This is a genomic window from Kitasatospora sp. NPDC023118, assembly GCF_055560875.1.
In genome coordinates, this window is record NZ_JBVHHW010000003.1 from 116,086 (window position 1) to 139,580 (window position 23,495).

The 23,495-nt window shown below is 73.6% G+C and carries 24 protein-coding genes; 13 read left to right on the plus strand and 11 right to left on the minus strand.

Going from position 1 to position 23,495, the window contains the following annotated elements; genetic code table 11:
• Positions 1-9: 9 nt before the first annotated feature.
• From ACZ3UD_RS04975 to ACZ3UD_RS04990, 4 genes are all read right to left on the minus strand, one after another.
• Complete coding sequence (locus tag ACZ3UD_RS04975) at positions 10-831, minus strand: protein phosphatase 2C domain-containing protein (RefSeq protein WP_465582317.1); 822 nt, start codon at positions 829-831, stop codon at positions 10-12.
• 380 nt (positions 832-1,211) lie between these two features.
• A complete protein-coding gene (locus ACZ3UD_RS04980) occupies positions 1,212-1,604 on the minus strand; it encodes a DinB family protein (RefSeq protein ID WP_465582320.1) in 393 nt (130 codons plus the stop codon).
• Positions 1,605-1,653: 49 nt separating this feature from the next.
• A complete protein-coding gene (locus tag ACZ3UD_RS04985; RefSeq protein ID WP_465582323.1) occupies positions 1,654-2,955 on the minus strand; it encodes an amidase in 1,302 nt (433 codons plus the stop codon).
• A gap of 37 nt (positions 2,956-2,992) precedes the next feature.
• A complete protein-coding gene (locus ACZ3UD_RS04990; protein WP_380609000.1) occupies positions 2,993-3,223 on the minus strand; it encodes a hypothetical protein in 231 nt (76 codons plus the stop codon).
• 184 nt (positions 3,224-3,407) lie between these two features.
• Between ACZ3UD_RS04990 and ACZ3UD_RS04995 the strand changes: the two genes are divergently transcribed.
• On the plus strand, positions 3,408-4,364 hold the full coding sequence (locus ACZ3UD_RS04995) for an LAETG motif-containing sortase-dependent surface protein (RefSeq protein ID WP_465582327.1): 957 nt from the start codon (positions 3,408-3,410) through the stop codon (positions 4,362-4,364).
• Between the two features lie 100 nt (positions 4,365-4,464).
• Positions 4,465-5,283 (plus strand): LPXTG cell wall anchor domain-containing protein, encoded by an 819-nt coding sequence (locus tag ACZ3UD_RS05000; protein WP_465582330.1) that lies wholly within the window; start codon positions 4,465-4,467, stop codon positions 5,281-5,283.
• A 178-nt stretch (positions 5,284-5,461) separates the two neighbouring features.
• Here ACZ3UD_RS05000 and ACZ3UD_RS05005 read toward each other — a convergent pair whose 3' ends face one another.
• Entirely contained in the window at positions 5,462-6,100 is a 639-nt protein-coding gene (locus ACZ3UD_RS05005) for an ATP-binding protein (protein WP_465582333.1), read from the minus strand.
• A gap of 229 nt (positions 6,101-6,329) precedes the next feature.
• On the opposite strand from ACZ3UD_RS05005, the gene ACZ3UD_RS05010 reads away from it, so the two are divergent.
• The 11 genes from ACZ3UD_RS05010 (at position 6,330) to ACZ3UD_RS05060 (ending at position 18,693) form a co-directional block, all read left to right on the plus strand.
• The gene (locus tag ACZ3UD_RS05010; RefSeq protein WP_465582336.1) at positions 6,330-7,130 is read left to right on the plus strand and encodes a hypothetical protein; all 801 of its coding nucleotides are present in this window, start codon (positions 6,330-6,332) and stop codon (positions 7,128-7,130) included.
• A gap of 200 nt (positions 7,131-7,330) precedes the next feature.
• Positions 7,331-8,080 carry a YcnI family copper-binding membrane protein gene (locus ACZ3UD_RS05015; protein WP_465582339.1) on the plus strand — a complete coding sequence of 250 codons (750 nt, stop codon included), beginning with the start codon at positions 7,331-7,333 and terminating at the stop codon, positions 8,078-8,080.
• Positions 8,081-8,156: 76 nt separating this feature from the next.
• On the plus strand, positions 8,157-8,843 hold the full coding sequence (locus ACZ3UD_RS05020) for an SCO family protein (RefSeq protein ID WP_465582342.1): 687 nt from the start codon (positions 8,157-8,159) through the stop codon (positions 8,841-8,843).
• A gap of 73 nt (positions 8,844-8,916) precedes the next feature.
• Positions 8,917-9,453, plus strand: coding sequence for a copper chaperone PCu(A)C (locus ACZ3UD_RS05025; RefSeq protein WP_465582345.1), 537 nt, complete (start codon positions 8,917-8,919; stop codon positions 9,451-9,453).
• A gap of 13 nt (positions 9,454-9,466) precedes the next feature.
• Entirely contained in the window at positions 9,467-11,485 is a 2,019-nt protein-coding gene (locus ACZ3UD_RS05030) for a copper resistance protein CopC (RefSeq protein ID WP_465582348.1), read from the plus strand.
• A complete protein-coding gene (gene efeB / locus ACZ3UD_RS05035) occupies positions 11,482-12,756 on the plus strand; it encodes an iron uptake transporter deferrochelatase/peroxidase subunit (RefSeq protein WP_465582351.1) in 1,275 nt (424 codons plus the stop codon). Before ACZ3UD_RS05030 ends, efeB begins: the two co-directional genes overlap by 4 nt.
• 133 nt (positions 12,757-12,889) lie before the next feature.
• On the plus strand, positions 12,890-13,825 hold the full coding sequence (gene pheA, locus ACZ3UD_RS05040; protein ID WP_465582354.1) for a prephenate dehydratase: 936 nt from the start codon (positions 12,890-12,892) through the stop codon (positions 13,823-13,825).
• Positions 13,826-14,346: 521 nt separating this feature from the next.
• Entirely contained in the window at positions 14,347-15,621 is a 1,275-nt protein-coding gene (serS, locus tag ACZ3UD_RS05045) for a serine--tRNA ligase (RefSeq protein WP_465582357.1), read from the plus strand.
• Entirely contained in the window at positions 15,618-16,451 is an 834-nt protein-coding gene (locus ACZ3UD_RS05050) for an HAD family hydrolase (RefSeq protein ID WP_465582360.1), read from the plus strand. The genes serS and ACZ3UD_RS05050 overlap by 4 nt, the downstream gene beginning before the upstream one ends.
• Positions 16,452-16,641: 190 nt before the next feature.
• Entirely contained in the window at positions 16,642-17,373 is a 732-nt protein-coding gene (locus tag ACZ3UD_RS05055; protein WP_465582363.1) for a FadR/GntR family transcriptional regulator, read from the plus strand.
• 81 nt (positions 17,374-17,454) lie between these two features.
• Positions 17,455-18,693 (plus strand): CynX/NimT family MFS transporter, encoded by a 1,239-nt coding sequence (locus tag ACZ3UD_RS05060; protein WP_465582366.1) that lies wholly within the window; start codon positions 17,455-17,457, stop codon positions 18,691-18,693.
• 4 nt (positions 18,694-18,697) lie between these two features.
• On the opposite strand, the gene ACZ3UD_RS05065 is transcribed toward ACZ3UD_RS05060, so the two are convergent.
• From ACZ3UD_RS05065 to ACZ3UD_RS05090, 6 genes are all read right to left on the minus strand, one after another.
• Entirely contained in the window at positions 18,698-19,414 is a 717-nt protein-coding gene (locus ACZ3UD_RS05065) for an ABC transporter permease (protein ID WP_465582369.1), read from the minus strand.
• 100 nt (positions 19,415-19,514) lie between these two features.
• Positions 19,515-20,432: an ABC transporter ATP-binding protein gene (locus ACZ3UD_RS05070; RefSeq protein ID WP_465582372.1), complete on the minus strand. Its 918-nt coding sequence runs from the start codon at positions 20,430-20,432 to the stop codon at positions 19,515-19,517.
• 23 nt (positions 20,433-20,455) lie between these two features.
• On the minus strand, positions 20,456-21,355 hold the full coding sequence (locus ACZ3UD_RS05075) for an ABC transporter permease (protein WP_465582375.1): 900 nt from the start codon (positions 21,353-21,355) through the stop codon (positions 20,456-20,458).
• Positions 21,339-22,316, minus strand: coding sequence for an ABC transporter ATP-binding protein (locus ACZ3UD_RS05080; protein ID WP_465582378.1), 978 nt, complete (start codon positions 22,314-22,316; stop codon positions 21,339-21,341). Before ACZ3UD_RS05080 ends, ACZ3UD_RS05075 begins: the two co-directional genes overlap by 17 nt.
• A gap of 179 nt (positions 22,317-22,495) precedes the next feature.
• A complete protein-coding gene (locus ACZ3UD_RS05085; RefSeq protein ID WP_465582380.1) occupies positions 22,496-23,098 on the minus strand; it encodes a hypothetical protein in 603 nt (200 codons plus the stop codon).
• A gap of 265 nt (positions 23,099-23,363) precedes the next feature.
• Complete coding sequence (locus ACZ3UD_RS05090; protein WP_465582383.1) at positions 23,364-23,495, minus strand: hypothetical protein; 132 nt, start codon at positions 23,493-23,495, stop codon at positions 23,364-23,366.

A 23,495-nucleotide genomic window follows, 5' to 3' on the forward strand; every position in this document is an offset into this window, starting at 1 on the left:
CGGGCCCGGCTACAGCAGTGCGTAGACCGCCGAGGCGTCGTCGTGGGTCTTGCCGCGCGGCCAGCGCTCGCAGGTGGCGTCCGCCCGCTCCACCTCGCGGACCTGGGCGATCAGCTCACCCGGGCCGGACTCCGCGAGCAGCCGCAGCACATCGCCCCAACTGCCCAGCCCGAAGCGCTCGGTGTAGCGCGAGGCGCCGTCGGTGAGCGCGGCCAGCGCGTGCAGCCGGTCCAGCCGGACGAAGCCGGTCTCGGCGTGCTCGGCCGCACGCGGGCTGGCGGCCGCGATCCACGGCCCGCTGCCCCGGTTGCGGGCGGCGCGCACGGCCAGTGTGTACTCCAGGTGCAGCGCGGTCCGCTCGGCCGAGCCCGGGACGGTCGCCCAGACCTGGCGGCGCAGCCCCTCCCCGCCGGGGAAGCGCTGGTTGTCCCCGATCACCTTCGGCGGGCCGTCCTTGAACTCCAGCACCAGCAGCGAGTCGCCGAGCACCAGGTACTCCAGCGACTCGCCGTGCCGCCGGGCCGCGACCACCATCGCGGCGGGCGTGTTGGGGTGGGCGAGGTCGCAGCGGCCGCCGTGCAGCGCGGCCGTCTCCACGATGGCATCGGACAGGCACTCGGCGATCGAGCGGTCCACGCGGTCGGTGAGCCGGGCGAGCAGGTGCACCCCCAACCGGCGGACGTACCAGGCCGTTCCGTGCCGGCACCCGGACTCCAGGCCGGCCGGCGAACTCGCGCCGTCCAGCAGGACCAGCGCCTCCGGTGAGGCCGCCGCGAAGTCCTCGCTCTCCCGGTCGGGCCGCCGTGCTTCCCCTGCGAGCTGTAGCTGCATCCCGACAGTGTGGCCGCAGCCCCCGGCCCGCGCCCAGACCCGTGCGTCGGTGTGGCGCGGGCCGGGGCCCGCTGTCCGGTGGCATCGGGGGCAATTCAGCCATACCGTCGGATAGCGACCGGACAATTCGGCCGATCAGGGCCGGTCAGGTTTGGGACCACCTTCGGGTGTCCGACCGACCCGGGACTGACGAGGAGCGGAAGATGTTCTGGCAGTTCATCGTGGTGCTGGCCGCCTCGCTCGGCTTTCCGACCGCTGCGCTGTTCTTCCTGATCGGCGGTCCGCGCTTCCCGGACGAGAACCGGGAGCGGAAGGCCTAGTTCGCGGGCACGACCTGAGCGGGCGCGACCTGAGCGGGCATGACCTCAGCGGGCACGACCTCAGGAGGCCTGCCAGGCCGGGTCGCGGCCGAGCAGCGCCAGGACGCGGTCGAACCGGCCGGCGCCGCCGCCGGGTTCGAGGCCCGGACGGAAGGCCCGGCCGGGCGCCCGGGCCTCCGGCGTGTTCGGGACGGCCTCGGTCACCGCCGACAGGGCGTCGGCCAGGGCGTCGTCGCCGTCCACCGCCGCGACCAGGGCGTCGGCCAGGGCGTCGAGCGCGGCGGCGACGTCCCAGCCGTGCACCAGGGAGTCGAGCAGGTGGAAGCCCACCGCCTGGGCGAGCGGGAACGGGCCGCCATCGCGGATCTCGGGCCGCCAGAGCGCCCGGTCGACGGCGGCCGCCTCCCGGAAGGCGGCGGTGAGTTCGGCGCCGGTCCGGCAGAAGACGCCCACCGGGTCCGCCCAACGCCCTTGAGTCCAACGCCCTTGAGTCCAACGCCCTTTATTCCAACACCCCTTCCAGCGCGGCAGCTTGGGCGAGCAGCCGCTCGTCGCCGCCCGCCGCGCCGACCACCTGCAGGCCGAGCGGCAGCCCGGCCGCGGTCCGGCCGGCCGGCAGGCTCAGCGCAGGCAGCCCGAGGAAGCTCCACGGCAGCGACATCACCGTGTCCCCGGTGCTGCGCAGGCCCTGCGGCGCACCGCCGGTCGCCGAGGGCGCCAGCCACAGGTCCACCCCGGCTTCGGCGGTCGCCGCCGCCACCCGCTCGCGCAGTCGCTCCCGGAAGTCCAGCGCGGCGGCCCGGTCCTCGGCCGCCACGCCCTGGCCGACCCGGATGCTCGCCACCGTCTCCGGCCGGTACAGACCGCCGAACCGGGCGAACCAGTCGGCGTGACTGCGGGCCAGCTCGAAACGGTTCACGGTCTGCAACTGCCGGATGATCTCGGCGAAGTCGGGGAACAACGGCACCCGGCGCACCGTCGAACCGGCCTGCTCCAGCCGTTCCACCCGCTCCTCGAAGACGCGCAGCGCGGCCGGTTCGGCCCGCTCCAGGTACGGGCCGTCCGGCACACCGAGCACGGGCGCGTCCGGCACGGGGCCGGTCCGCCAGTCGTCACAGAGCAGCGAGGCCGCCAACGCCGCACCCGCCAGATCGGCGGTGAACACCCCCAGGGTGTCGAAGCTCGGCGCGTTCGGGATCACGCCCGCGATCGGGATCCGCCCGTACGTCGGCCGGAACCCCACCACCCCGCAGTACGCGGCCGGGCGGATCACCGAACCGACCGTCTGGGTGCCGATCGCCAACGGCACCAGCCCCGCCGCGACCGCCGCCGCCGAACCGCTGCTGGAACCGCCCGGGGTGTGCCCCGGATGGTGCGGATTGCGGGTCGGGCCCGGGGCGCTCGCCGCGAACTCGGCGGTCACCGTCTTGCCCGCGACCATCGCCCCCGCCGCCAGCAGCCGGTCCACCACCACGGCCTGCGGGCCCGCCAGCACCCCCGGCGGCAGGGCGGATCCACCGTGCGTGGGCAGCCCGTCCACGTGCACGATGTCCTTGACCCCCACCGGCACCCCGTACAGCGGCGGCCGCCCGGCCGGCTCCGGGTACCGCGCGGCCAACTCCCGCGCCCGCGCCCGCAGTCGGCCATGCCGCCCGGGCTCCGACACGAAGGCGTGGATCAGCGGATCCACCCGCTCGACCAGCGCGCAGAAACGGTCCACGTGCTCGGGCAGGCCCGGCGCACCGGACCTCAGCCCGGCGGCCGCACGAGTCAACGAGCGCGGCCGGACGAGGGATTGCTCCATGCCGAGCACGGTAGCGCCGATCACGACGGCGCCGGCCTCAGGGGTGCTCGGCCGCCAGGTAGGGCTGCTCGCGCAGGAAGTACGCCCCGCAGGTGTGGCAGCACAGTTCGGGGGTCCTCCCCCAGTCCACCGCCTCCCGCACCGGCGCCCCCGGATCGAGCTCGCGGCCGCACATCGCCACGCTCTGCCCGCCCCGGACCATGTGCCACAGCCGCACCCCGCCGGCCTCGCCGTCGGCGCCGTACTCGGCTCGCATCTGGTGCATCATGCACCCCATCGTCCGACCGCCTCCGGAGCCCGGCAACCGGGGGCTCCCTCCCCCACTCCCCCGTCGAGATCCAGCCACCGCCGCCCGATAGGGTACGCGGGCTCGACTAGCGCCGACGGCGTCCGCCGAAGCCCCGAGTCGCTCAAAATCAGTCACATTTCACCCAAAGCTGGAGCCTTGTAACGTGCGCTCTTCCCGCCTGCTGGCCTCCGCGGCCCTGGTCGCCCTCACCTTCGGCGCCACCGTCGGCGCCGCCACCGCGAGCGCCGTCGGGGTCCCCGCGACCCCGACCGCCACCGCGGCCCCGAGCGTCACCGCGACCGCGCCCGCGACCGCGCCCGGCACCCCGGCCCCGACCGCCACCGCCCCGGCCACCGCCAAGCCGACGAACCTGCCGTCCCTCCCGGCGCCGACGCCCACCAGCAGCGACCGCTGCCACGGCGGTGTCTACCAGAGCTCCCTGCTCAAGGCCACCGGCACCGGCCTGTACGGCACCACCCTGGTCAAGGGCGGCCCGGCCGCCGAGGTCACCGTGACCTGGGAGAACAAGAGCGGCGTCGACCTGCCCGCCGTCCACAACTCCTACTACGTCACCGACGAGTTCGACGGAGCCCGCCCGGTCGAATGGAACACCGGGTTCTTCGACGTCCAGCTGAACACCGGCGACGGTTGGAAGCCCGTGCAGCTCAACGACCGGAGCCTCCGGGTCCCCGACTTCAAGCTGGCCAAGGGCGAGAAGCTCACCTACAAGGTCCGGATCGCCGCCACCGCGAAGGCCCCGGTCGGTCGTTACGGCGCGAACTACGAAGCCGGCTCGGACGCCTTCGACAACGACAAGGTCCCCACCCCGGCCAACAACAAGGCCCAGGCCTGCACGCAGTTCCTCGACGACTACCTGGGCGAGTTCCACGTCGCCGACGCCGGCGGCGCCACCACCCCGGCCGCGATCCCGGCCTCGGCCTCGGCCTCCGCCTCCGTCTCCGCCTCGGCGTCGGCGTCGGCGTCGGCCGGTCCGGAGTTGGCCCACACCGGTGCCGACTCCAACACCCTGCCGATCGCCCTCGGCGGCGCGGCGGTGCTGGCGGCCGGTGCCGGCACCCTGTTCGTCCTGCGTCGTCGCAAGGCCGGCGCGCACGGCTGATCCCCACGGGATGAACCCGAGGGGCGCGGACAACCGTTCGCGCCCCTCGGCGGTCTTCCCCCGGAGAGCGCACACCCGACCCGACCGCTGGAGCCCATCGATGCGACCCGCCCGCCTTCCCGCCGCCTGCACCCTCCTCGTGCTCACCGCGGGCCCGGTCGCCCTCGGTACGGTTCCCGCCCTCGCCGCCGACTCCTCGCCCACGTCGGCGCCGTCGGCAACCTCGGCAACGCCCTCGCTGACGCCGTCCGCCCCGGCCCCGAGTGCCACGACCGGCCCCACGGACGCCCCGTCCGGCAGCGCCACCCCCACCGCGACGCCCTCGGCCACCCCGACCGCCACCGGCTCCGCAGCCGATTGCCCGGAGGGCCCGATGGCGGTCACGATGCCGGTCACCGGCAGTAGCACCACCCCGGGGCAGCTCGCGGTCACCTTCGACAACATCAGCACCACGACGGTCAAGGAGCTCGCCACCACCGTCTCCCTCGCCGACGGCGGCAGCGACCTCAGCTCCGAACTGCGCGCCCCCGGGGGCACCTGGAAGCCCCTCACCGTCTCCGGGACGCCGACCAACGCCGGCACCTACCAGCTCGCCCCGGGCCAGAAGCTCACCCTCCAGCTGCGGGCCACCGCCCTCGGCGACCACCGCCTCACCTTCACCGCCAAGTCCGAGGTCCTTCCGTCCGGCTCCGCCCCGGCGAAGAAGTACACCTGCCCCCAGCTCACCGCCACCTTCACCTACGCCTCCGCCTCCGCCTCCGCCAACCGCACCCCCACCACCCCGCCCGCCGGCCCCACCCGCCTCGCCGACACCGGCGCCGGCACCGCCAGCCGCCCCCTCGCCATCGCCGGCACCACCGCCCTCCTCCTCGGCGCCACCCTCGTCTTCCTGACCCGCCGCCGCCCCACCGAGGACTGACCGCCGGGTGGTGCGGAGCCGCGTGCCCCTACGGCACAGCGGTGGGCGGGCAGCCGGAACGCCGGTTGCCCGTAGCCGCCGTGCTCCGGCGGCCACGGCCCCCGAGGATGCGCGAGACGTGACCAGCCCGGTCCGGCCGTGAAGCGGTCCGGCCGTGAAGCGGCGACGCGGGCCGGGGTCAGGAAGCGGCCCGCAGCAGGGCGTCGTCCTGCCACTTGAGGATCTTGTCGAAGCTCACGATGGCCCCCCGGAGGGGGTGGTTGCGGAGCTGGACGTGGTCGGTGAGGGCGTGGATGAGGAAGAGGCCGCGGCCGGATTCGGCGGTGAGGTCGGGGAGGGTGTCGAGGTCGACCGGGCGGAGGGTGGGGGCCGGGGGGCGGCAGGGGAGGACGTGGGTGTCGTAGGGGTGGCCGTCGCGGCGGGGGCGGTGGGCGGCGAGGATGCGGGCCGGAACGGTGGCGCGGCCGCGGCGGGAGCGGCGGGGCCCTCGGCCGGGCGCGGCGGGGCGGACCGGGGTGGGGGTGGCCGGGCGGCGGGCGAGCGGGGCGGCGGGGGCCGGCAGGCCGGGGCCGGAGTCGGTGACCTCGATCCGCAGGCGGTCGCCGCTGATCGAGGCGGTGACCTGGAAGCCGTCCTCGGGCCGGCCGGTGGCGCCGTGCTCGACGGCGTTGGCGCAGGCCTCGGTGAGGGCGACGCCGAGGTCGTCGGCGATCTGCGGGTCGACGCCGGCCGTCGCCATGGCACCGAGCAGGATGCGCCGCGCCAGCGGAACACTGGCGGGGTCGCGCTTGAGGTGCAGAGTCCACCAGATGTCCACGGGAGGTCCCTCCTGGCTGCGGCTCCACATACAACTAGGTATCTCCGGGCGATTCGGCGGTGAACCGTGCCCGGGGGCGGCTACCGCCCGTTCGGCGGATGGACTGGGGACGGGGTGTGTGCCGAAGGGCGCACACGTGGTGGTGCACGCCGCCGCTGAACGGGGCATTCGTAGGGATTTCCCACCCTGCCCGTGTCAGCGCTGTACGCGATGAGATGATGGCCCGGCCATGACTGCCCTCCCCGCCGCCCCCGTCCCGGGCGCCTCCGTACCGGTCCGGCCGGTAGGGGTCGCCGCCTGGGATCTGCGGCTTGCCCGGGCGGTCCCGTTCGCGCTGGTGTGCACGCTGATAGCGGCCGCCGGGCACGCCCTGGCGGGTGGCGGCGACGTGCCGCCGACCGCGCTGGCGACGGGTTTCGCCGCGGTGCTGGTGCTCGCGGTGGCCTGTGGTGGACGGGAGCGTTCGCTGGCGGCCATCGCCGGGGCGCTCGGCGCGGGGCAGCTCGGACTGCACTGCCTCTTCCACGGCTTCGGCGGCGGCGGCATGCACCACGGTGCGATGACCATGCCGCAGGCGGCCGGCCGGCTGATCTGCAACGAGGCCCGCCCGGGCACGCTGGTCGGCCTGCCCGGCAGTGCGTCCCCCGAGCAGTTGGTCTCCTCGGCGGGCCTGGACCCGCACGCGTACGCCGTCGCGCCCTGGTGGCAGGGCGGCGTGTTCGGGATGACGCCGTCGATGCTGGCCGGGCACCTGGCCGCCGCGCTGGTGGCGGGCTGGTGGCTGCGGCGCGGCGAGGCGGCGCTGTGGCGGCTGGTGCGGGTGGCCGCGTCGGCGGCCCGGGAGCACTGGGCGGCGCCGCTGCGCTCGGCGTTCGTGCTGGTGGCCGCGCTGCTGCGCGGTCTGTTCGGCGTGGCCGGTCCGGCCCGCCGGTTCGGGGCCAGGGGCGGCGAGGGCCTGCTTCCGGCCGGTGCGGTGCTGCGGCACAGCGTGGTGCGGCGCGGTCCGCCGTGCGGGGCCCTCGCGTACTGACCCGGTGTTCCCCGTGCGTGCCCGTAGGGCCGTACCGGGTTCGCGGTGAGGTGCGCGGTGTCCGGGCCGTTCCCGTCCGCCACAGGGACGGCGGCCCCAGGCTCTGCCCCCAACGTCACCACACGCGGTCCCCGCCGAGGCACGGTTCCCCCGTCGCCCGGCAGTGCGGGCCGCCGAGCTCCGATCGGAGACCCCGCATCATGCGTTCCCTTCCCGCCCGCCGTCTCGCCGCCGTCGCCCTGACCGCCGCCGCCTCCGTGGTGGCGCTGGCCGGCCCCGCCTTCGCGCACGTCACCGTGAACCCGGGTTCGGCGGCCCAGGGCGGCTACACGGCCGTCGACTTCCGGGTGCCGAACGAGAGCGACACGGCGAGCACGGTGAAGCTGGAGGTCAACCTCCCGCTGGACCACCCGCTGGCCTCCGTCCGGACCCTGCCGCTGCCGGGCTGGACCGCGAACGTCGAGAAGTCCAAGCTCGACAAGCCGATCAAGGTGCACGGCAGCGACGTCACCGAGGCAGTCTCCAAGATCACCTGGACCGCCGACGCCGGCACCAAGATCGCCCCCGGCCAGTTCCAGGAGTTCCGGGTCTCGCTCGGGCCGCTGCCGACCGACTCCGACAGCATGGAGTTCAAGGCCCTGCAGACCTACGACAACGGCGACGTCGTCCGCTGGATCGACGAGGCCCAGGCCGGCCAGCCCGAGCCGGCCCACCCGGCCCCGGTCCTGAAGCTCACCAAGGCCGCCGGTGGCGACGACCACGGCGTCACCGCCTCCCCGGCCGCCGGCACCCACGGGGACGGCTCCGACCACGCCGCCGCCTCCGGCGACACCAAGTCCAGCGACAGCACCGCCCGTACCCTCGGCGTGGTCGGCATCGTGGTCGGCGTGATCGGCACCGCCGTCGGCGTGCTCGGCCTGCGCCGCAAGAGCGGCGGCTCCGCCTCCTGATCCCCGCGCCGGCGGGGCCGTGCCCATGCCCGGGTGCGGCCCCGCCGGCGGTCCACCGCAGACGATCGGAACACCCATGCCCCGCACCACCCGTACGAACGGCGCCATCCGCACCACCCGGCTGGCCGGCGCCGCCGCCCTCGCGCTGGCCGCCGCCCTGACTCTCTCCGCCTGCGGCTCCTCCGGCGGCGGCTCGACCGCCGCCAAGGTCACCCAGCAGAAGGAGGACACCCCGTACCAGGGCACCAAGCTCGCCAAGAACTTCGAGAAGCCCGACCTCCAGCTGACCGACACCTCCGGCCAGCCCTACGACCTGCGGCAGCAGACCAACGGCAAGGCCACGCTGCTGTTCTTCGGGTACACCAGCTGCCCGGACGTCTGCCCGACCACCATGGGCGACCTCGGCGTGGCGATGAAGGCGCTCTCGGCGGAGGACCGGAAGAAGATCAACGTGGTCTTCGTCTCCACCGACCCGCAGCGCGACACCCCCAAGGTGCTGCGCACCTGGCTGGACTCGATGGGCAGCGACTTCATAGGCCTCACCGGCGACCTGGAGAAGGTGAAGACCGCCGCCAAGTCGCTCGGCATCATGATCGAGGACCCGGTGGTCAACGCGGACGGCACGGTCACCTCCACCCACGGCGCCCAGGTGCTGGCCTTCCTCCCCTCGGACGACAAGGCGCACGTGCTCTACATGAGCGGCACCGAGGAGAAGACCTACGAGCACGACCTGCCGCTGCTCGCCAAGGGGGTTGCGGCGTGAGCGAGCGAAGCGAGCGAACCGTCAAGAGGTGCGCGTTGCGCGAAGCGCCTGCCGAGCGCAGCGAGGTGGGCGCATGAGCGAGCGCAGCGAGCGAACCGTCAAGAGGAGCATGTCGACGACGGGCAGCCGACGGTTCCGCCGGGCGGCCCTGCTGGGCGCCGTGGTGGCCACCGCCCTCGGCGGCGGCGCCATCCTGGCCGCCTGCGGGACGAGCGGCCAGGACGGCGCCGGCGACGCGGGCCCGGCGAAGCTGAGCGTGGCCGACTCCTACATCCCGCTGCCCCCGGCCGGCGGGATGGGCGCCGGCTACCTGACCGTCCGCAACGACGGCGGGCCGGACCAGCTGGTCAAGGTGACCAGCCCGGCCGCAGGCTCGGTCACCATGCACCGCTCGACCGCGTCGGCCATGGAGCAGGTGGACAGCCTGGACGTGCCCGCGCACGGCGCGTTGCAGCTCGCCCGCGGCGGCACCCACCTGATGATCATGGGGTGGCAGAAGGCCCCCGCCCTGGGCGACGAGCTGGAGCTCGACCTCACCTTCGCCAAGTCCGGCACCATCTCGGTCAAGGTGCCGGTCAAGGAGCTCACCTACCGGCCCGGCCAGAGTTAGGGGACCCGCCAGCATGCAGAAGGCCTCGCACCGCCGGACCGTCCCCCTACGCATCGCCCCCCGACGCGTCGTCGGAGCGCTCGGCACGCTCGGCGTGCTGCTCGCGCTGATGCTCGCCGGCGCCGGACCGGCCTCCGCCCACGCCACCCTGGACTCCACCGACCCGCGGCAGAACTCGGTGGTCGCCACCGCCCCGCAGGCGGTCACGCTGACCTTCAGCGAGACGGTGTCGCTGTCCAGCGACTCCGTCCGGGTGCTGGACCCGGCCGGCAAGGCCGTGGACGCCGGCAACCCGGCGCACGCCGACGGCCAGGGCAACACCGCCCGGGTCGCGCTGAACAGCGGGCTCGCTAACGGCACGTACACGGTGGCCTGGCGGGCCGTCTCGGAGGACTCACACCCGGTCGGCGGGGCGTTCACCTTCTCCATCGGCGCTCCCTCGGACACCTCGGTGTCCGCCACCGAGCTGCAGGGCGCCAAGGCGGACGGCCTGGTCTCCGCGCTGTACGGCACCGGGCGCACCGTCGCGTACGCGGCGTTCGCGCTGCTCGCCGGGGTGGCCGCGTTCGTGCTGGTCTGCTGGCCGGCCGGCGCGACCCGGCGTCCGGTGCAGCGACTGCTGATGACCGGCTGGACGGCGCTGCTGGCCTCGACCGTCGCGGTGCTGATGCTGCGCGGCCCGTACGAGCGCGGCTCGGGCATCGGGAAGGCGCTCGACCTGTCGCTGGTGCGCGCCACGCTGGACGAGCGGATCGGCACCGCGCTGGCCGCCCGGCTGCTGCTGCTCGCGGCGGGCGGGATCTTCCTGTCGCTGCTGGTCGGGCAGTTGGGGCAGCCGCAGCGGCCCGCCCCCGCGAAGGCCGGGGAACCCGACGAACACACCGAGGACGCCGAGGACGCCGAGCTGCGCGAGCTGGAGCAGCGGGCCGCCGAGCGGCCGCAGCGCGAGGCCCGGCTGGGCCTGGGCGTGGCCGGGCTGGTGCTGGCGGTCGCCCTCGCGGCGACCTGGGTCGGCGCCGACCACGCCTCGGTGGGCATCCAGGTCTGGCTGGCGCTGCCGTTCGGCATCCTGCACCTGATCGCGATGGCGCTCTGGCTGGGCGGGCTGGCCTCGCTGCTGGTCGGGCTGCGCGAGGGCGTCGGCGCCGAGGTGGCGGACCGCTTCTCGAAGGTCGCCTTCGGCTCGGTGGCCGTGCTGGTCGTCACCGGGATCTACCAGTCCTGGCGGGGCCTGGGCAGCTGGGGCGCGCTGACCGGCACCGAGTACGGGAAGCTGCTGCTGGTGAAGACCGGCTGCGTGGTCGTCATGCTCGGCGTCGCGTGGATCTCCCGTACCTGGCTGGCCCGGCTGCGCTCGGCCCCGGCCGAGGCGGCGGAGGTCGAGCGGGCCGAGGTGCCCGAGCCGGTCGACGCCGCGGCGCACGACGGGGACCCGGTCCGGCAGGCGCAGCTGGCCCGGCAGCAGGCCGCCCGGGCGAGCGCCGGGCGCGACCGCGGGCTGACCCCGACCCGGGCCGGGCTGCGCCGCTCGGTGCTGGTCGAGGCGCTGGTCGCGGTGGCGGTGCTGGTGGTCACCACGATGCTCACCAACTCCCCGCCCGGGCGGGTGGCGGGCGAGATCAAGGCGGCCGGGAACGCCGCACCGGTGGCCGGCGGGTCCGCGGCGGCTCCGCAGACCGAGCCGGGCCGCACGGTGGAGCTCAAGCTGCCGTACGACACCAAGGGCCGGACGCCGAACGCCAAGGGCACCGCGACGGTCACCCTCAACCCGGCCAAGACCGGCCCGAACGAGGTGAAGCTCGCGCTGGACGGTACGGACGGGAAGCCGGTGGACATCCCGGAGGTGCAGCTCGCCTTCACCCTGCCGGACCGCGACCTGGGCCCGCTGCCGGTGGCGCTGACCCCGGAGGGCACCGGCCGCTGGAGCGGCACCACGCAGCTGCCGCTGGCCGGCACCTGGGTGGTCTCGGTGCAGGTCCGCTCCTCGGACATCGACCAGACCACCCCGACCCAGCAGTTCAAGATCGGGTGAGCGCGGTGAATCAGAAGGAGAAGGGCCCAGCGGGCTTCACCCGCCGGGCGCTGCTCGGCACGGCCGGCGCCGGACTGCTGGTCGGCGCCGGGGCCGGGGTATCCGGGGCGGTCGCCTACGACCGCCCGTCCGACGACCGGGCGGACCGGGCCGGCCAGAGCGGCGCGCTCGGCGCGGGCCGGGTGCCGTTCCGCGGCGAGCACCAGGCCGGCATCCTCGAACCGCAGCAGACCAGGGTCCAGCTGGCCGCCTTCGACCTGGCCGACGGGGCCGGCCGGGACGGGCTGCGCACCCTGCTGCAACGCTGGACCAAGGCGGTGGACCGGCTGACCGCCGGGGAGCCGGCCGAGGAGTTCGACAACCAGGTCGCGCTGGACGCCGGGCCCTGCTCGCTCACCGTCACGGTCGGCTTCGGCGCCGCGCTGTTCGACAAGGCCGGGCTGTCCGACCGCCGCCCGGCGGCGCTGGAACCGCTGCCCGCCTTCACCGGCGACGCGCTGGACGCGGCGCGCGGCGAGGGCGACCTGTTCGTCCAGATCGGCGCCGATGACGCCTTGGTGGCGGTGCACGCGCTGCGGACGCTGCAGAAGCTGGCGGCCGGGACGGCGGCGCTGCGCTGGCAGGCGGCCGGCTTCGCCCGTACCCCCGGAGCCACGGCGCGGCCGATGACCGGACGCAACCTGATGGGCCAGATCGACGGCACCAACAACCCCAAGCCGGGCGAGGACGGCTTCGCCGGCAAGGTGTTCTGCGCGGCCGGCGGGGACCAGCCGGCCTGGCTGGCCGGGGGCTCGTACCTGGTGTTCCGGCGGATCCGGATGCTGCTGGACCACTGGGAGGAGCTGCCGGTGGAGCGGCAGGAGCGGGTGATCGGGCGGCGCAAGGCGGACGGTTCGCCGTTGAGCGCTCCGGCCGGCTCCGGCGAGGGCACCGCGGTGGACCTCTCCGCACAGGGCCAGGACGGCGCTCTGGCGATCCCCTCCGACGCCCACGTGCGGGTCGCGGCCCCGGCCGGCAACGGCGGGGCGACGATGCTGCGGCGCGGCTTCTCGTACCACGACGGCCTGCTGCCGGACGGCTCGCCGGACGCCGGGCTGCTCTTCCTCGCCTTCCAGGCCGACCCGCGCAAGGGCTTCACCCCGGTGCAGCGCAAGCTCTCCCGGGGCGACGGGCTCTCCCGCTTCCTGCGGCACGAGGCGAGCGGGCTGTACGCGGTGCCGCCGGGAGTGCCGGCCGGAGGCTACCTCGGGCAGCAGCTGCTGGAGGGGTAGTTCGGCAACTGCGGTCCCGGCCACTGAAACGCTTTCATGCCGGGGCCGCGGAATCGTTATGGTGACTGCTTCGGCACCACCCCGCTCATGCGGCACCCCGCTCAGGAACTGTCCCACTGGCAACGGAGGCGTCATGTCGGCCACCCGCTACACCTATCTCGGCCCGGCCGGCACCTTCACCGAGGCGGCGCTGCACACGCTGCCCGAGGCGGCGACCCGGGAGCTGGTGCCGCTGTCCTCGGTGGCGCTGGCGCTGGACGCGGTGCGCGGCGGGGAGGCGTCCGGGGCGTTCGTGCCGATCGAGAACTCGGTGGAGGGCGCGGTCACCGCGACCAACGACGAACTGGCCGCCGGCAGCCCGCTGATGATCTACCGCGAGGTGCTGCTGCCGATCGCCTTCGCGCTGCTGGTGCGGCCGGGCACCGAGCTGTCCGGGATCAAGACGGTGACCAGCCACCCGGTGGCCCAGCCGCAGGTGCGCCGCTGGCTGGCGGCCAACCTGCCGGACGCCAGGTGGGAGTCGGCCGCCTCCAACGCGGACGGCGCCCGACTGGTCGCCGAGGGCCGGTACGACGGGGCGTTCGCGGGCGAGTTCGCGGCGCCGATCTACGGGCTGGACCCGCTGGTCAAGGACATCGCGGACGCGCAGAGCGCGACCACCCGGTTCGTACTGGTCGGCCGCCCGGGGCGGGTCTCCTCGCCGACCGGCTCGGACAAGACCTCGATGGTGGTCTGGCTGCCGGACGACCACCCGGGTGCGCTGCTGGAGCTGCTGCAGGAGTTCGCGGTGCGCGGGGTGAACCTGATGCGGATCGAGTCCCGGCCGACCGGCGAGGGGCTGGGCAACTACTGCTTCCTGATCGACTGCGAGGGCCACCTGTCCGAGCGCCGGGTGGCCGAGGCGATGATGGGCCTCAAGCGGATCAGCCCGCAGGTGCGGTTCCTCGGTTCCTATCCGCGAGCCGACCGCCAGGTGTCCAAGCACCGGCGGCCGGGGACCTCGGACGAGGATTTCGCCGCGGCGGCGGACTGGCTCTCCCGCGCGCTCGACGGGCGCGGGGACATCTGAGCCCGGACATCCGGGCAACATCTCTTGTCTTTCTGACCTTTTCCGACTGTTATCGTCCGGGCCGATCAGCCGGGGCGAGTGACCGTTCCGTCGTCCACAGGGGCGCCCCGGGCCGGAGGCCGCTGTCCACAGGCCTCCCCGCTGTCCACAGCCGAAAGTTATCCACAGGCCTGGGGATGAGTCGACAAACCGGTATAGCCATTGCGCAGAACCGGTCGGACCATCGGTTTGCGTCGCAGAGGCAACTAATCGGACCAGAGTCACCCACTTGCCTGCAAATCACCCGTCTGAGTGCTTCAATTCCCTCGCCCGAGAGGGTCGAATGGGGTTTGAAACCTCAATTCCGTGGTTCCGGCGAGCGGACGCCGATCCTCCCCATCAATCCACAGCCCCGGCCCCAGGCCTGTGGATAACCCGCCCCCGGAGAGTTCCCCACAGGAGTTATCCACAGGCCCGGGTGAGTTATCCCCAGGGGAAAACCGGTACCGGTGGAGGAACGCCCGCCCGGTACGCTAGGCCCTGTGATTGACCTTCGCCTGCTCCGTGAGGACCCTGACCGAGTACGCGCCTCGCAGCGCGTCCGTGGCGAGGACGTCGACGTGGTCGACGCCCTCCTCTCCGCCGACGAACGGCGCCGGTCCTCGGGCAGCCGCTTCGACGAACTGCGCAACGAGCAGCGGGTGCTCGGCAAGCAGGTCGCCCAGGCCAAGGGCGAGGAGAAGGCCGCCCTGCTGCAGCGCACCAAGGACCTGGCCGCCGAGGTCAAGGCCGCGGACGCCGAGCAGAGCGCGGCCAAGGAGGAGGCGGACCGCCTGCTCCGCTCCCTGGCGAACCTCATCGACCCGGCCGCCCCGGTCGGCGGCGAGGAGGACTTCGTCACCCTGGAGGAGATCGGCACCCCGCGCGACTTCGCCGCCGAGGGCTTCGAGCCCCGCGACCACGTCGAGCTGGGCCAGCTGCTGGGCGCGATCGACACCGAGCGCGGCGCCAAGGTCGCCGGTGCCCGGTCCTACTACCTGACCGGCGTCGGCGCGCTGCTGGAGCTCGCCCTGGTCAACATGGCGATCGCCCAGGCCACCGCGGCCGGCTTCATCCCGATGATCACCCCGGCCCTGGTCCGCCCGGCCGCCATGGACGGCACCGGCTTCCTCGGCCAGGCCGCCGAGAACGTGTACCACCTCGGCGACGAGGACAAGTACCTGGTCGGCACCAGCGAGGTCCCGCTGGCGGCGTACCACATGGACGAGATCATCGACGCCGAGAAGCTGCCGCTGCGCTACGCCGGTTACTCGTCCTGCTTCCGCCGCGAGGCCGGCACCTACGGCAAGGACACCCGCGGCATCATCCGCGTCCACCAGTTCGAGAAGGTGGAGATGTTCGTCTTCACCACGCCCGAGGACGCGGAGAACGAGCACCGCCGCCTGCTCCAGTGGGAGAAGGACTTCCTCAACGCGCTGGAGCTGCCGTACCGGGTGATCGACGTCGCCTCCGGCGACCTCGGCTCCTCGGCCGCGCGCAAGTTCGACATCGAGGCCTGGATCCCCACCCAGGGCAAGTACCGCGAGGTCACCTCGACCTCCAACACCACCGAGTACCAGGCCCGCCGCCTGTCGATCCGGATGCGCGAGGAGGGCAAGACCCGCCCGCTCGCCACCCTGAACGGCACCCTGGTCGCCGTCCCGCGCACCATCGTGGCGATCCTGGAGAACCACCAGCAGGCCGACGGCTCGGTCGTCGTGCCCGAGGCGCTGCGGCCGTACCTCGGCGGACGCGCCGTCATCGAGCCGGTCAAGTGACCTCTGGCGCACACCCGAGCGGTGGCGACCTGCCCTACCGGCTGGTCGCCACCGATCTCGACGGCACCCTGCTGACCAGCGAGGAGACCGTCTCCGAGCGCACCCGCGCCGCGCTGGCCGCGGCCGTCGGCGCGGGCGCGCTGCACATCATCGTGACCGGGCGCTCGGCCGTCTGGGCCCGCCCGGTCTTCGACGAGATCGGCTACACCGGGATAGCGGTCTGCGGCCAGGGCGCCCAGGTCTACGACGCGGGCGCGCACAAGCTGCTCACCTCGCTCACCCTGGACCGCCGGCTCGCCGCGCTCGCGATCGAGAAGATCGAGGCCGAGACCGGCCCGCTGGCCGTCGCCGCCAACCAGGACGGCCTGGACGGCCAGGTGCTGGCCGGCCCCGGCTACGAACTGCTGATCGGTTCCGACCTGCCGGTCGTCCGGGTCGAGCGCGACGAGCTGCTCGCCTCCCCGGTCAGCAAGCTCTACATCCAGCACCCCGGCCTGACCGACGACGCCCTCGCCGAGGCCGCCCGGCACGCCGCAGGCGGTCTGGTCGGCGTGGTGATGGCCGGCGCCGGCGTGGTCGAACTGCTGCCGCTGGGCCTGTCCAAGGCCACCGGCCTGGCCGTCGCCGCCCGCCGCCTGGGCGTGCGCGCCGCCGACACCATCGCCTTCGGCGACATGCCCAACGACGTCCCGATGTTCGGCTGGGCCGCGCACGGCGTGGCCATGGCCAACGCGCACGAGGAGCTGCTCGCCGTCGCCGACGAGGTCACCGCGAGCAACGACGAGGACGGCGTCGCCATCGTCCTGGAGCGCCTCTACCCCGCGCGCTGAGGCCCGGAGGCCGCGGTGATCGCCAGTACGCCGGGGGCCCGGTGGACCTGGCGGTCCTGCGGACGCGAACTGACGGACTGACTGCTCCGGGAGGGATCGGAGAGGGTTCACCCCGCAGTTGTAGGATGACCGGGCAAGTGGTTGTAGGATGACCGATGACTGATCGGCGGTGTGCGAAGGGAGGCCCGGAATGAGCGGCGACGGCAACAGCCTGCAGGCGGCCGGGCGGCGTTCCCTGGTGGACACCGCGATCGACCAACTGCGCGAGCAGCTGGCCGGCGGAGCCTGGCCGGTGGGATCGCAGATCCCCACCGAGCACGAGCTGGCCGAGCGGCTGCAGGTCGGGCGGAACACCGTGCGGGAGGCGATCCGGGTGCTGGTGCACGCCGGAATGCTGGTCTCCCGGCAGGGCGAGGGGACCTTCGTACGGTCCACCAGCGACCCGGCGGCAGTGCTGCGCGGGGTCCAGCGCTCGGGCATCCGGGACGTCCTGGAGGTCCGCGCGGCGCTGGAGACCGAGGGCGCCCGACTGGCCGCCCTGCGGCACACCCCCGAGGACGTCCGCCGGATGCGGGCCGCGCTGGCCCGTGAGGCCGAGGTGTTCGCGGCGCACCCCGAGCGGGCGAGCCGCGAAGCCACCGTCGAGCACGACCTGGAGTTCCACACCGCCGTCGTCGAGGCCGCGCACAACCCGGCGCTGACCGAGGTGTACCGCTACTTCGGCGCCTCCGTGCGCGAGGCCATGACCTCCGCCTTCGGCGACCACGACATGCCCGAGGCGGTCGTGGCCACCCACGAGGCGCTGGTCGACGCGATCGAGAGCGGTGACCCGGACCGTGCCGAGGCGGCGTGTCGTGCGCTGCTCGCCGGTCCGACTGCGGCCGTCGAGCAGCTGCTCGCCGCCATCGCGGCCCGGAAGTAGGACGGCGCGAGCCCCTCTCCCGCCGTCCGCGTCCTCCCCCGGTATTCACAAACCAGGCAGTCACGAAAGAACAGCACACCCATGGCCGTCACCCGTGCCCAGCAGCCGGTGGTCACCACCCCTGCCCCGCTCCCCCTGCGCTCCCGGCTGGCCCACCCCGCCCTGCTGCTGACCGGCATCGTGCTGGTCGCGCTGAACATGCGCGCCTGCCTGGCGGCGGTCTCCCCGATGGTCGGCGAGATCCAGCGGACCTTCGGCCTGTCCGCCACCGCGAGCGGGCTGATCACCACCGTCCCGGTGCTGTTCCAGGGCGTCGGCGCCCCGCTCACCCCCCGGCTGACCCGCCGCTTCGGCGCCGAACGGGTGGTACTCGGCGCGGTGCTGGTGCTGGGCGCGGGCGTGCTGCTGCGGGTGCTGCCCTCGGTGTACGCGCTGTACGCGGGCTGCGTGGTGATCGGCGTGGCCATCGCGGTGCTGAACGTGTCGATGCCTGGCCTGGTCAAGCGGGAGTTCCCGGACCGCGCCGCGACCATGACCGGCGTCTACTCGACGACCATGCTGGTCGGCGCGACCCTCGCCGCCGGAACGTCCGTCCCGCTGGAGCACGCGCTCGGCGGCGGCTGGCGGGCCTCGCTCGGCGCCTGGTCGCTGCTCGCCCTGGTCGCGGCGGTGGCCTGGCTGCCGCAGGTGCTGCGCTCCCGGCAGGAGAAGGCGGCGGTGGCCGCGGCCGCCCAGCCGGGCAAGCCGATCGAGGGCATCTGGAAGTCCCCGCTGGCCTGGCAGATCAGCCTGTTCATGGGCATCTCGTCGCTGCTGGTCTACACCCTGGTCGCCTGGATGCCGACCATCCTGGCCGACCACGGCATGGACCGCGGCCAGGCCGGCCTGGTCTTCGCCTTCTCCAACCTGGTGCAGGTGGCCGGCGCCTTCCTGGTGCCGCTGATGGCCGGCCGGATGACCAGCCAGCGCGCCCTGGCGGTGACCATGGCGGCCCTGAACGGGCTCGGCATCGCCATGCTGCTGGTCGCGCCGGTCTCCGCCGCCTGGGCGTCGGCGGCCGTCCTCGGCGTGGCCCAGGGCGGTTCGCTGGGCCTGGGCCTGGCGTTCATCGTGCTGCGCACCGGCACCGCGGCCGGCGCCGCCCAGCTGGGCGGGATGTCGCAGGCGATCGGCTATCTGGTCGCCGCGGCCGGCCCGGTCGGCGCCGGTGCGCTGCACCAGCTCACCGGCGGCTGGGAGGCCACGCTGGCACTGATGCTGGTGCTGGTCCTGGTGGTCGGCGCGGCCGGCTGGGGTGCCGGGCGCAACCGGACCCTCTGAACCGTCACTCCTCGGCGGCGAGGGTCAGCCCGGCGAGCTTCACCGAGGCCAGCACGGCCGCCGCGGCGGTGACCACCAGCAGCAGCGGCACGGCCGCGCCGAACGAGACGTCGGCGCCGACCACGGTGTCCCCGGCCACCGCCTCGGCGACCGCCCGGCCCCACTGCTGGATGCTCAGCGTCCGCGCGCCCTCGACGAAGTTGCCGATCAGCGACTCCCAGATCAGCGCGTACGCCAGCCCGGCCACCACCGCGTGCCGGGTGACCACGCCGAGCAGCAGGAACAGCGCGCTGTACGCGACCCCGGCGACCAGCACCGCGACGGTGTAGCCGAGCGCCACGCCGTCCTTCGTGCCGTACAGCAGCAGCCCGGAGACCAGCGTCGGAACGGCGGCAAACACCCAGACGGTGCCGATCGCGACGGACAGCTTGGTGGTGACGATCTGCCGGCGCGGCAGCGGCTTGGCCAACAGGTAGACGATCGAGCCGTCGTCGATCTCGGTGGCGATCACCCCGGTGCCGACCACCAGGCCGAGGATCGGGACGAGGGTGCCGAGGTCCAGCTGGCCGAGGATCTTGACGGTCAGGCTGTGCGCGTCGCCGCTCGACCCGGCGGCGATCGCCGAGACGATCAGCAGCAGGGCCGGGGCCACCAGCAGCAGGGCGCCGCGGCGGCGGCCGAGCAGGCCGCGCAGGGTCAGCCTGGCGACGGTCGGGTTCATGGTCGGTCGGCCCCTTCCTGGGTCCGGTGGGTGACGTGGATCCGGGCGTGGATCCGGGCGTGGATCCGGGCGTGGATCCGGGCGTGGATCAGCCGGGGGGTCATGCCGAGACCAGGTACGAGAAGACGCTCTCCAGCGACTCGTCCGCCGGGGAGACGGTGTACAGCCGGATGCCGGCCTCCCGGGCGACCCGGGGCAGCAGGGTGGTGAAGCCCTGGAAGTTCACCGCCTCGATCCGCAGCGCCCGCTCCCGCTCGTCCACCTCGATGCCGGTGGTGGAACCGTCGGCGATCAGCGCGGCGGCGAGCCGGCGGTCGTCGCTGGAGCGGACCAGGTAACGGTGCGGGCGGTCGGTCATCAGCCGCCGGATCCGGCGGAAGTCGCCCGAGGCGGCGTGCCGCCCGGCCACCACGACCTCGATGTGCCGGGCCAGTTGCTCGACCTCCTCCAGGATGTGGGAGGAGAACAGCACCGTACGGCCGTCCGCGCCGAAGCGGCGCAGCAGCTCCATCAGCTGGAGCCGCTGGCGCGGGTCCATGCCGTTGAAGGGCTCGTCCAGCAGCAGCACGGCCGGGTCGTGGACGAGGGCCGAGGCCATCTTGACCCGCTGCTTCATGCCCTTGGAGTACGTCCCGGTGCGGCGGTCCTTGGCGTACGCCATCTCGACCAGGTCCAGGGCGCGCCGGGCGGCGGCGCCGGGCTGGGGCAGGCCGTGCAGCTCGGCGTTGGCGAGGACGAACTCCCAGCCGGTCAGGTAGTCGTACATCGACTCCCGTTCCGGGACCAGGCCGATCTGCCGGTACACCTGCTGGTTGCGCCAGATCGGCGCGCCGTCCAGGGTGACCGTGCCGCTGGACGGGGCGAGGAAACCGCTCATCATGTGGATGAGGGTGGACTTGCCCGCGCCGTTGGGCCCGAGCAGGCCGGTGATGCCGGGGCCGACCGACATGGTGATGTCGTTGACCGCGACCACGTTCCCGAACCAGCGGGAGACCTTGTCGATGCTGATGGTGGCCATGCCGCCCTCTCAGACGTTCCTGCTCAGACGTTCCTGTAGCGGCGCAGCAGGAGGCGGTACGAGCCGACCACCATCGCCACCGCGACCAGTGCGAACACCACCAGGCCCAGCCCGCCCGGGGCGTGCCGGCGGTCGAGTCCGGTGCCGAGGTCGAACACCTCGTTGACCACGGCCTCCACCAGGCCGTTGGGCGAGATCAGCGCGGTCCACTGGGCGGCGTCCGAGCCGCCGGGAGTCGGGTTGCCGATGCCGACCGCGATCGCGGCCACCGCCGAACTGACCGCCAGGTAGCCCATGATGGCCGCCACCCCGAAGCCCCGGCGCGGGGTGCTCGCCGCGATCACCAGCGCGACGGAGGTCGGCACCAGGGCGTACAGCGCGGCCGCCGCCAGGCCGTACAGGAAGTGGCCGGTGTTGTGCGCGAAGTCCATCCCGCCGAGCAGCGCACCGATGTAGAGCACCAGCAACGGGGCTGCCATCAGCAGGAGTTGGGCGCAGGCCATGGCGGCGAACTTGGCCCGGACGTAGTCGGTGCGGGTGATCGGGCGGGAGAAGTAGAGCGGGACGGTGTGGTACCGGAAGTCCCGGGAGAGCAGCACCGGCGCCTGGGAGGCCAGGAAGACCGAGACCACCAGGCTGAGGCTGGAGAGGTAGCCGGCGTACTCGACCGGGAGTTCGTCCCGCTTCATGGAGAGCGCGAGCGCCACGAAGATCACCGCGGGGACGGTGACCACGCCGAGCATCAGCATCGGCAGCACCTTGGACTTTCCGGAACGGCCGAGGCCGTAGGCGGCGCGCAGGCTCTGGGTGAAGAGCGAGCGGGTCGCGTAGGCCCGGCCGAGCCGGGGGCCGGTGTAGCCGCGGTAGCCGATGTCGTGGATGACACCTGTGTCGGCGGGCCTGGTGTCAGGAGGCTGCGGCATCGTCCGTCCTTCCCCTGCTGTCCTGGTCCTGCCGGGTGTCGGTGAAGAGTTCGGCGACCCGGTGGCGGCGCTGCTCCAACCGGACCAGGCCCAGGCCCAGTTCGGCGACGGTGTCGCGGATGGTGTCGTAGGTGTCCTCGCCGGCCAGCCGGACCAGCAGCAGGTGCGAGCCCTCGGACTGGACGGTGAGGCCGGCCGCGGCGAGGCGTTCGCGGACCTCGGTGCCGGGCTCGGCGACGGCGTCCTCCGGGTGGTCGGTGACCTCGACCGCGAGGACGGCCGTCGCCTCGGTGAAGGAGGCGGTGGAGGAGGAGCGCAGCAGCTTGCCGCCGTCGATGACGACCAGGTGGTCGCAGGTGCGCTCCAGCTCGCCGAGCAGGTGGGTGGTGACCAGCACCGAGATCCCGAAGTCGGTGTGCACCCGGCGGATCAGCCCCAGCATCTCGTCCCGGCCGGCCGGATCGAGGCCGTTGGTCGGCTCGTCCAGCAGCACCAGCTCGGGGTCGTGCACCAGCGCCTGGGCGAGCTTGACCCGCTGCTTCATGCCGGTCGAGTAGCCGCCCATCGGGCGGTACCGCTCCTCGTACAGGCCGACGTGCCGCAGGGTGTCCGCGGTGCGCTCACGGGCGGCGGTGGCGGGCAGTCCCGCCATCCGGGCCATGTGCACCACGAACTCCGTCGCGGAGACGTCCGGTGGCAGGCAGTCGTGCTCCGGCATGTAACCGACCCGCTCGCGGATCTCGGAGCCCTGGGTGGCGATGTCCAGGCCGAGCACCTCGCCGCGGCCGGAGGTCGCCGGGGCGAGCCCGAGCAGGATCTTGATCAGGGTGGACTTGCCCGCCCCGTTGGCCCCGACCAGCCCGACGACCCCGGGCTGCACCTCGACGGTCAGCTGGTCGAGGGCGGTGACCCGGGGGAACCTCTTGGTGAGGCCCTCGGTCTTGATGACAGCAGTGGACACACGCTCAACGTAACGGGCTTGCGTCGCAAGGGCTATGAGCGTGAATGACGAAGCCTCCTGCTGCTGCGGTATGACACCGGGACGGATCTCCCCTAGGGGGCGCGGACTCGGAACCGACCTGTCCTCTCGTCGAATCGCTCACCGTGCGGCGAGCGCCCCGGCGCCGTACCGACGTCGCGTCAGGAGCTCGGACGCTCCCACATCTCGACGACCTTGCCGGACGCGTCGATCGCGACCTTGTAGGCGCCGGCCGAGCAGGGGTACGAGCCCTTCTGGTTGCCCGGGGTGGCGATGCACTCGTTGATGTGCTTCGCCAGGTCGGCCGCGTTGACGTCCTTCGGCGCGGCCACCACCGACTTGAGGTGGCCCTTGGCGGTCGGTGCGAACGGCGCGGTCTTCTCGGCACCCACCGCCTCGAAGTTGACGTCGTCGACGCCACAGGCGTCCTTGGTGTCCTTGTAGGTCAGCGTCGTCGCGCTGGTGCCCTTCACCGGGATGATCCACTTCTGCCCGGCGGGCAGCGGGGCACTGGTGCAAAAGCCCTCCGAGCCACCATCGGTGGGCTTGCCGGTCGGGGCCGGCTTGGCGGTGCCGGTGGCCGGGGCGGCGGTCGGCGAGGCGGCGCCGCCGGTGGCGGGCGCGGCGGTGGCGGGCGCGGCGGTGGCGGTGGCGGTGGTGCCGCCCGCGCCCTGGTCCGACGAGTCGTCCGGGCCGCAGGCCGCCAGGGCGAACGCGGCGGTGGTGACCAGAGCGGCGGCGAGCAGCCTCCTGGAAGCAGACATGACGAAAGAACCCCCGTTTAACGCATGATCAGATGCAGGTGCGGCGGACAGACTAGCTCCTCACCCCGACGGCCCCCGAAGATCACCGTCCGGCCGAGCGCCGACGGCTTCCAGAACTGCGACGTGGCCCCCTCGGCAGAACTGCGACGTGGCCCCCTCGGCTGGTCGGTCGCAGCCCCTGGTTCTCCAGAACCGCGACCAGCGACGTGCGCGTTGCGTCGTGCAGCAGCTGGTAGGCGCCGATCGCATCGAAAGAAACGACCGCCTACGCTGCCTTGAGATGATTCGACGCCTGGGCGAGGAGATCGTCGGCCTGCTCCCGGCTTGCGGGCACTCGCTCCAGTTCCTTGCGCGCCAGCATCCCCTCGACCGCCGCGCGGCCCTGCCGCCACTTCAT

Coding starts and splice junctions, on each gene's coding strand:
- ACZ3UD_RS05075 (WP_465582375.1), bottom strand. CDS start 21,355: ATGCCGCAGCCTCCTGACACCAGGCCCGCCGACACAGGTGTCATCCAC.
- ACZ3UD_RS05015 (WP_465582339.1), top strand. CDS start 7,331: ATGCGTTCCCTTCCCGCCCGCCGTCTCGCCGCCGTCGCCCTGACCGCC.
- ACZ3UD_RS04985 (WP_465582323.1), bottom strand. CDS start 2,955: ATGGAGCAATCCCTCGTCCGGCCGCGCTCGTTGACTCGTGCGGCCGCC.
- ACZ3UD_RS05010 (WP_465582336.1), top strand. CDS start 6,330: ATGACTGCCCTCCCCGCCGCCCCCGTCCCGGGCGCCTCCGTACCGGTC.
- ACZ3UD_RS04990 (WP_380609000.1), bottom strand. CDS start 3,223: ATGATGCACCAGATGCGAGCCGAGTACGGCGCCGACGGCGAGGCCGGC.
- ACZ3UD_RS05070 (WP_465582372.1), bottom strand. CDS start 20,432: ATGGCCACCATCAGCATCGACAAGGTCTCCCGCTGGTTCGGGAACGTG.
- ACZ3UD_RS05090 (WP_465582383.1), bottom strand. CDS start 23,495: ATGAAGTGGCGGCAGGGCCGCGCGGCGGTCGAGGGGATGCTGGCGCGC.
- ACZ3UD_RS05055 (WP_465582363.1), top strand. CDS start 16,642: ATGAGCGGCGACGGCAACAGCCTGCAGGCGGCCGGGCGGCGTTCCCTG.
- ACZ3UD_RS05025 (WP_465582345.1), top strand. CDS start 8,917: ATGAGCGAGCGCAGCGAGCGAACCGTCAAGAGGAGCATGTCGACGACG.
- ACZ3UD_RS05065 (WP_465582369.1), bottom strand. CDS start 19,414: ATGAACCCGACCGTCGCCAGGCTGACCCTGCGCGGCCTGCTCGGCCGC.
- ACZ3UD_RS05060 (WP_465582366.1), top strand. CDS start 17,455: ATGGCCGTCACCCGTGCCCAGCAGCCGGTGGTCACCACCCCTGCCCCG.
- ACZ3UD_RS05000 (WP_465582330.1), top strand. CDS start 4,465: ATGCGACCCGCCCGCCTTCCCGCCGCCTGCACCCTCCTCGTGCTCACC.
- ACZ3UD_RS05085 (WP_465582380.1), bottom strand. CDS start 23,098: ATGTCTGCTTCCAGGAGGCTGCTCGCCGCCGCTCTGGTCACCACCGCC.
- ACZ3UD_RS04975 (WP_465582317.1), bottom strand. CDS start 831: ATGCAGCTACAGCTCGCAGGGGAAGCACGGCGGCCCGACCGGGAGAGC.
- pheA (WP_465582354.1), top strand. CDS start 12,890: ATGTCGGCCACCCGCTACACCTATCTCGGCCCGGCCGGCACCTTCACC.
- ACZ3UD_RS05030 (WP_465582348.1), top strand. CDS start 9,467: ATGCAGAAGGCCTCGCACCGCCGGACCGTCCCCCTACGCATCGCCCCC.
- ACZ3UD_RS05020 (WP_465582342.1), top strand. CDS start 8,157: ATGCCCCGCACCACCCGTACGAACGGCGCCATCCGCACCACCCGGCTG.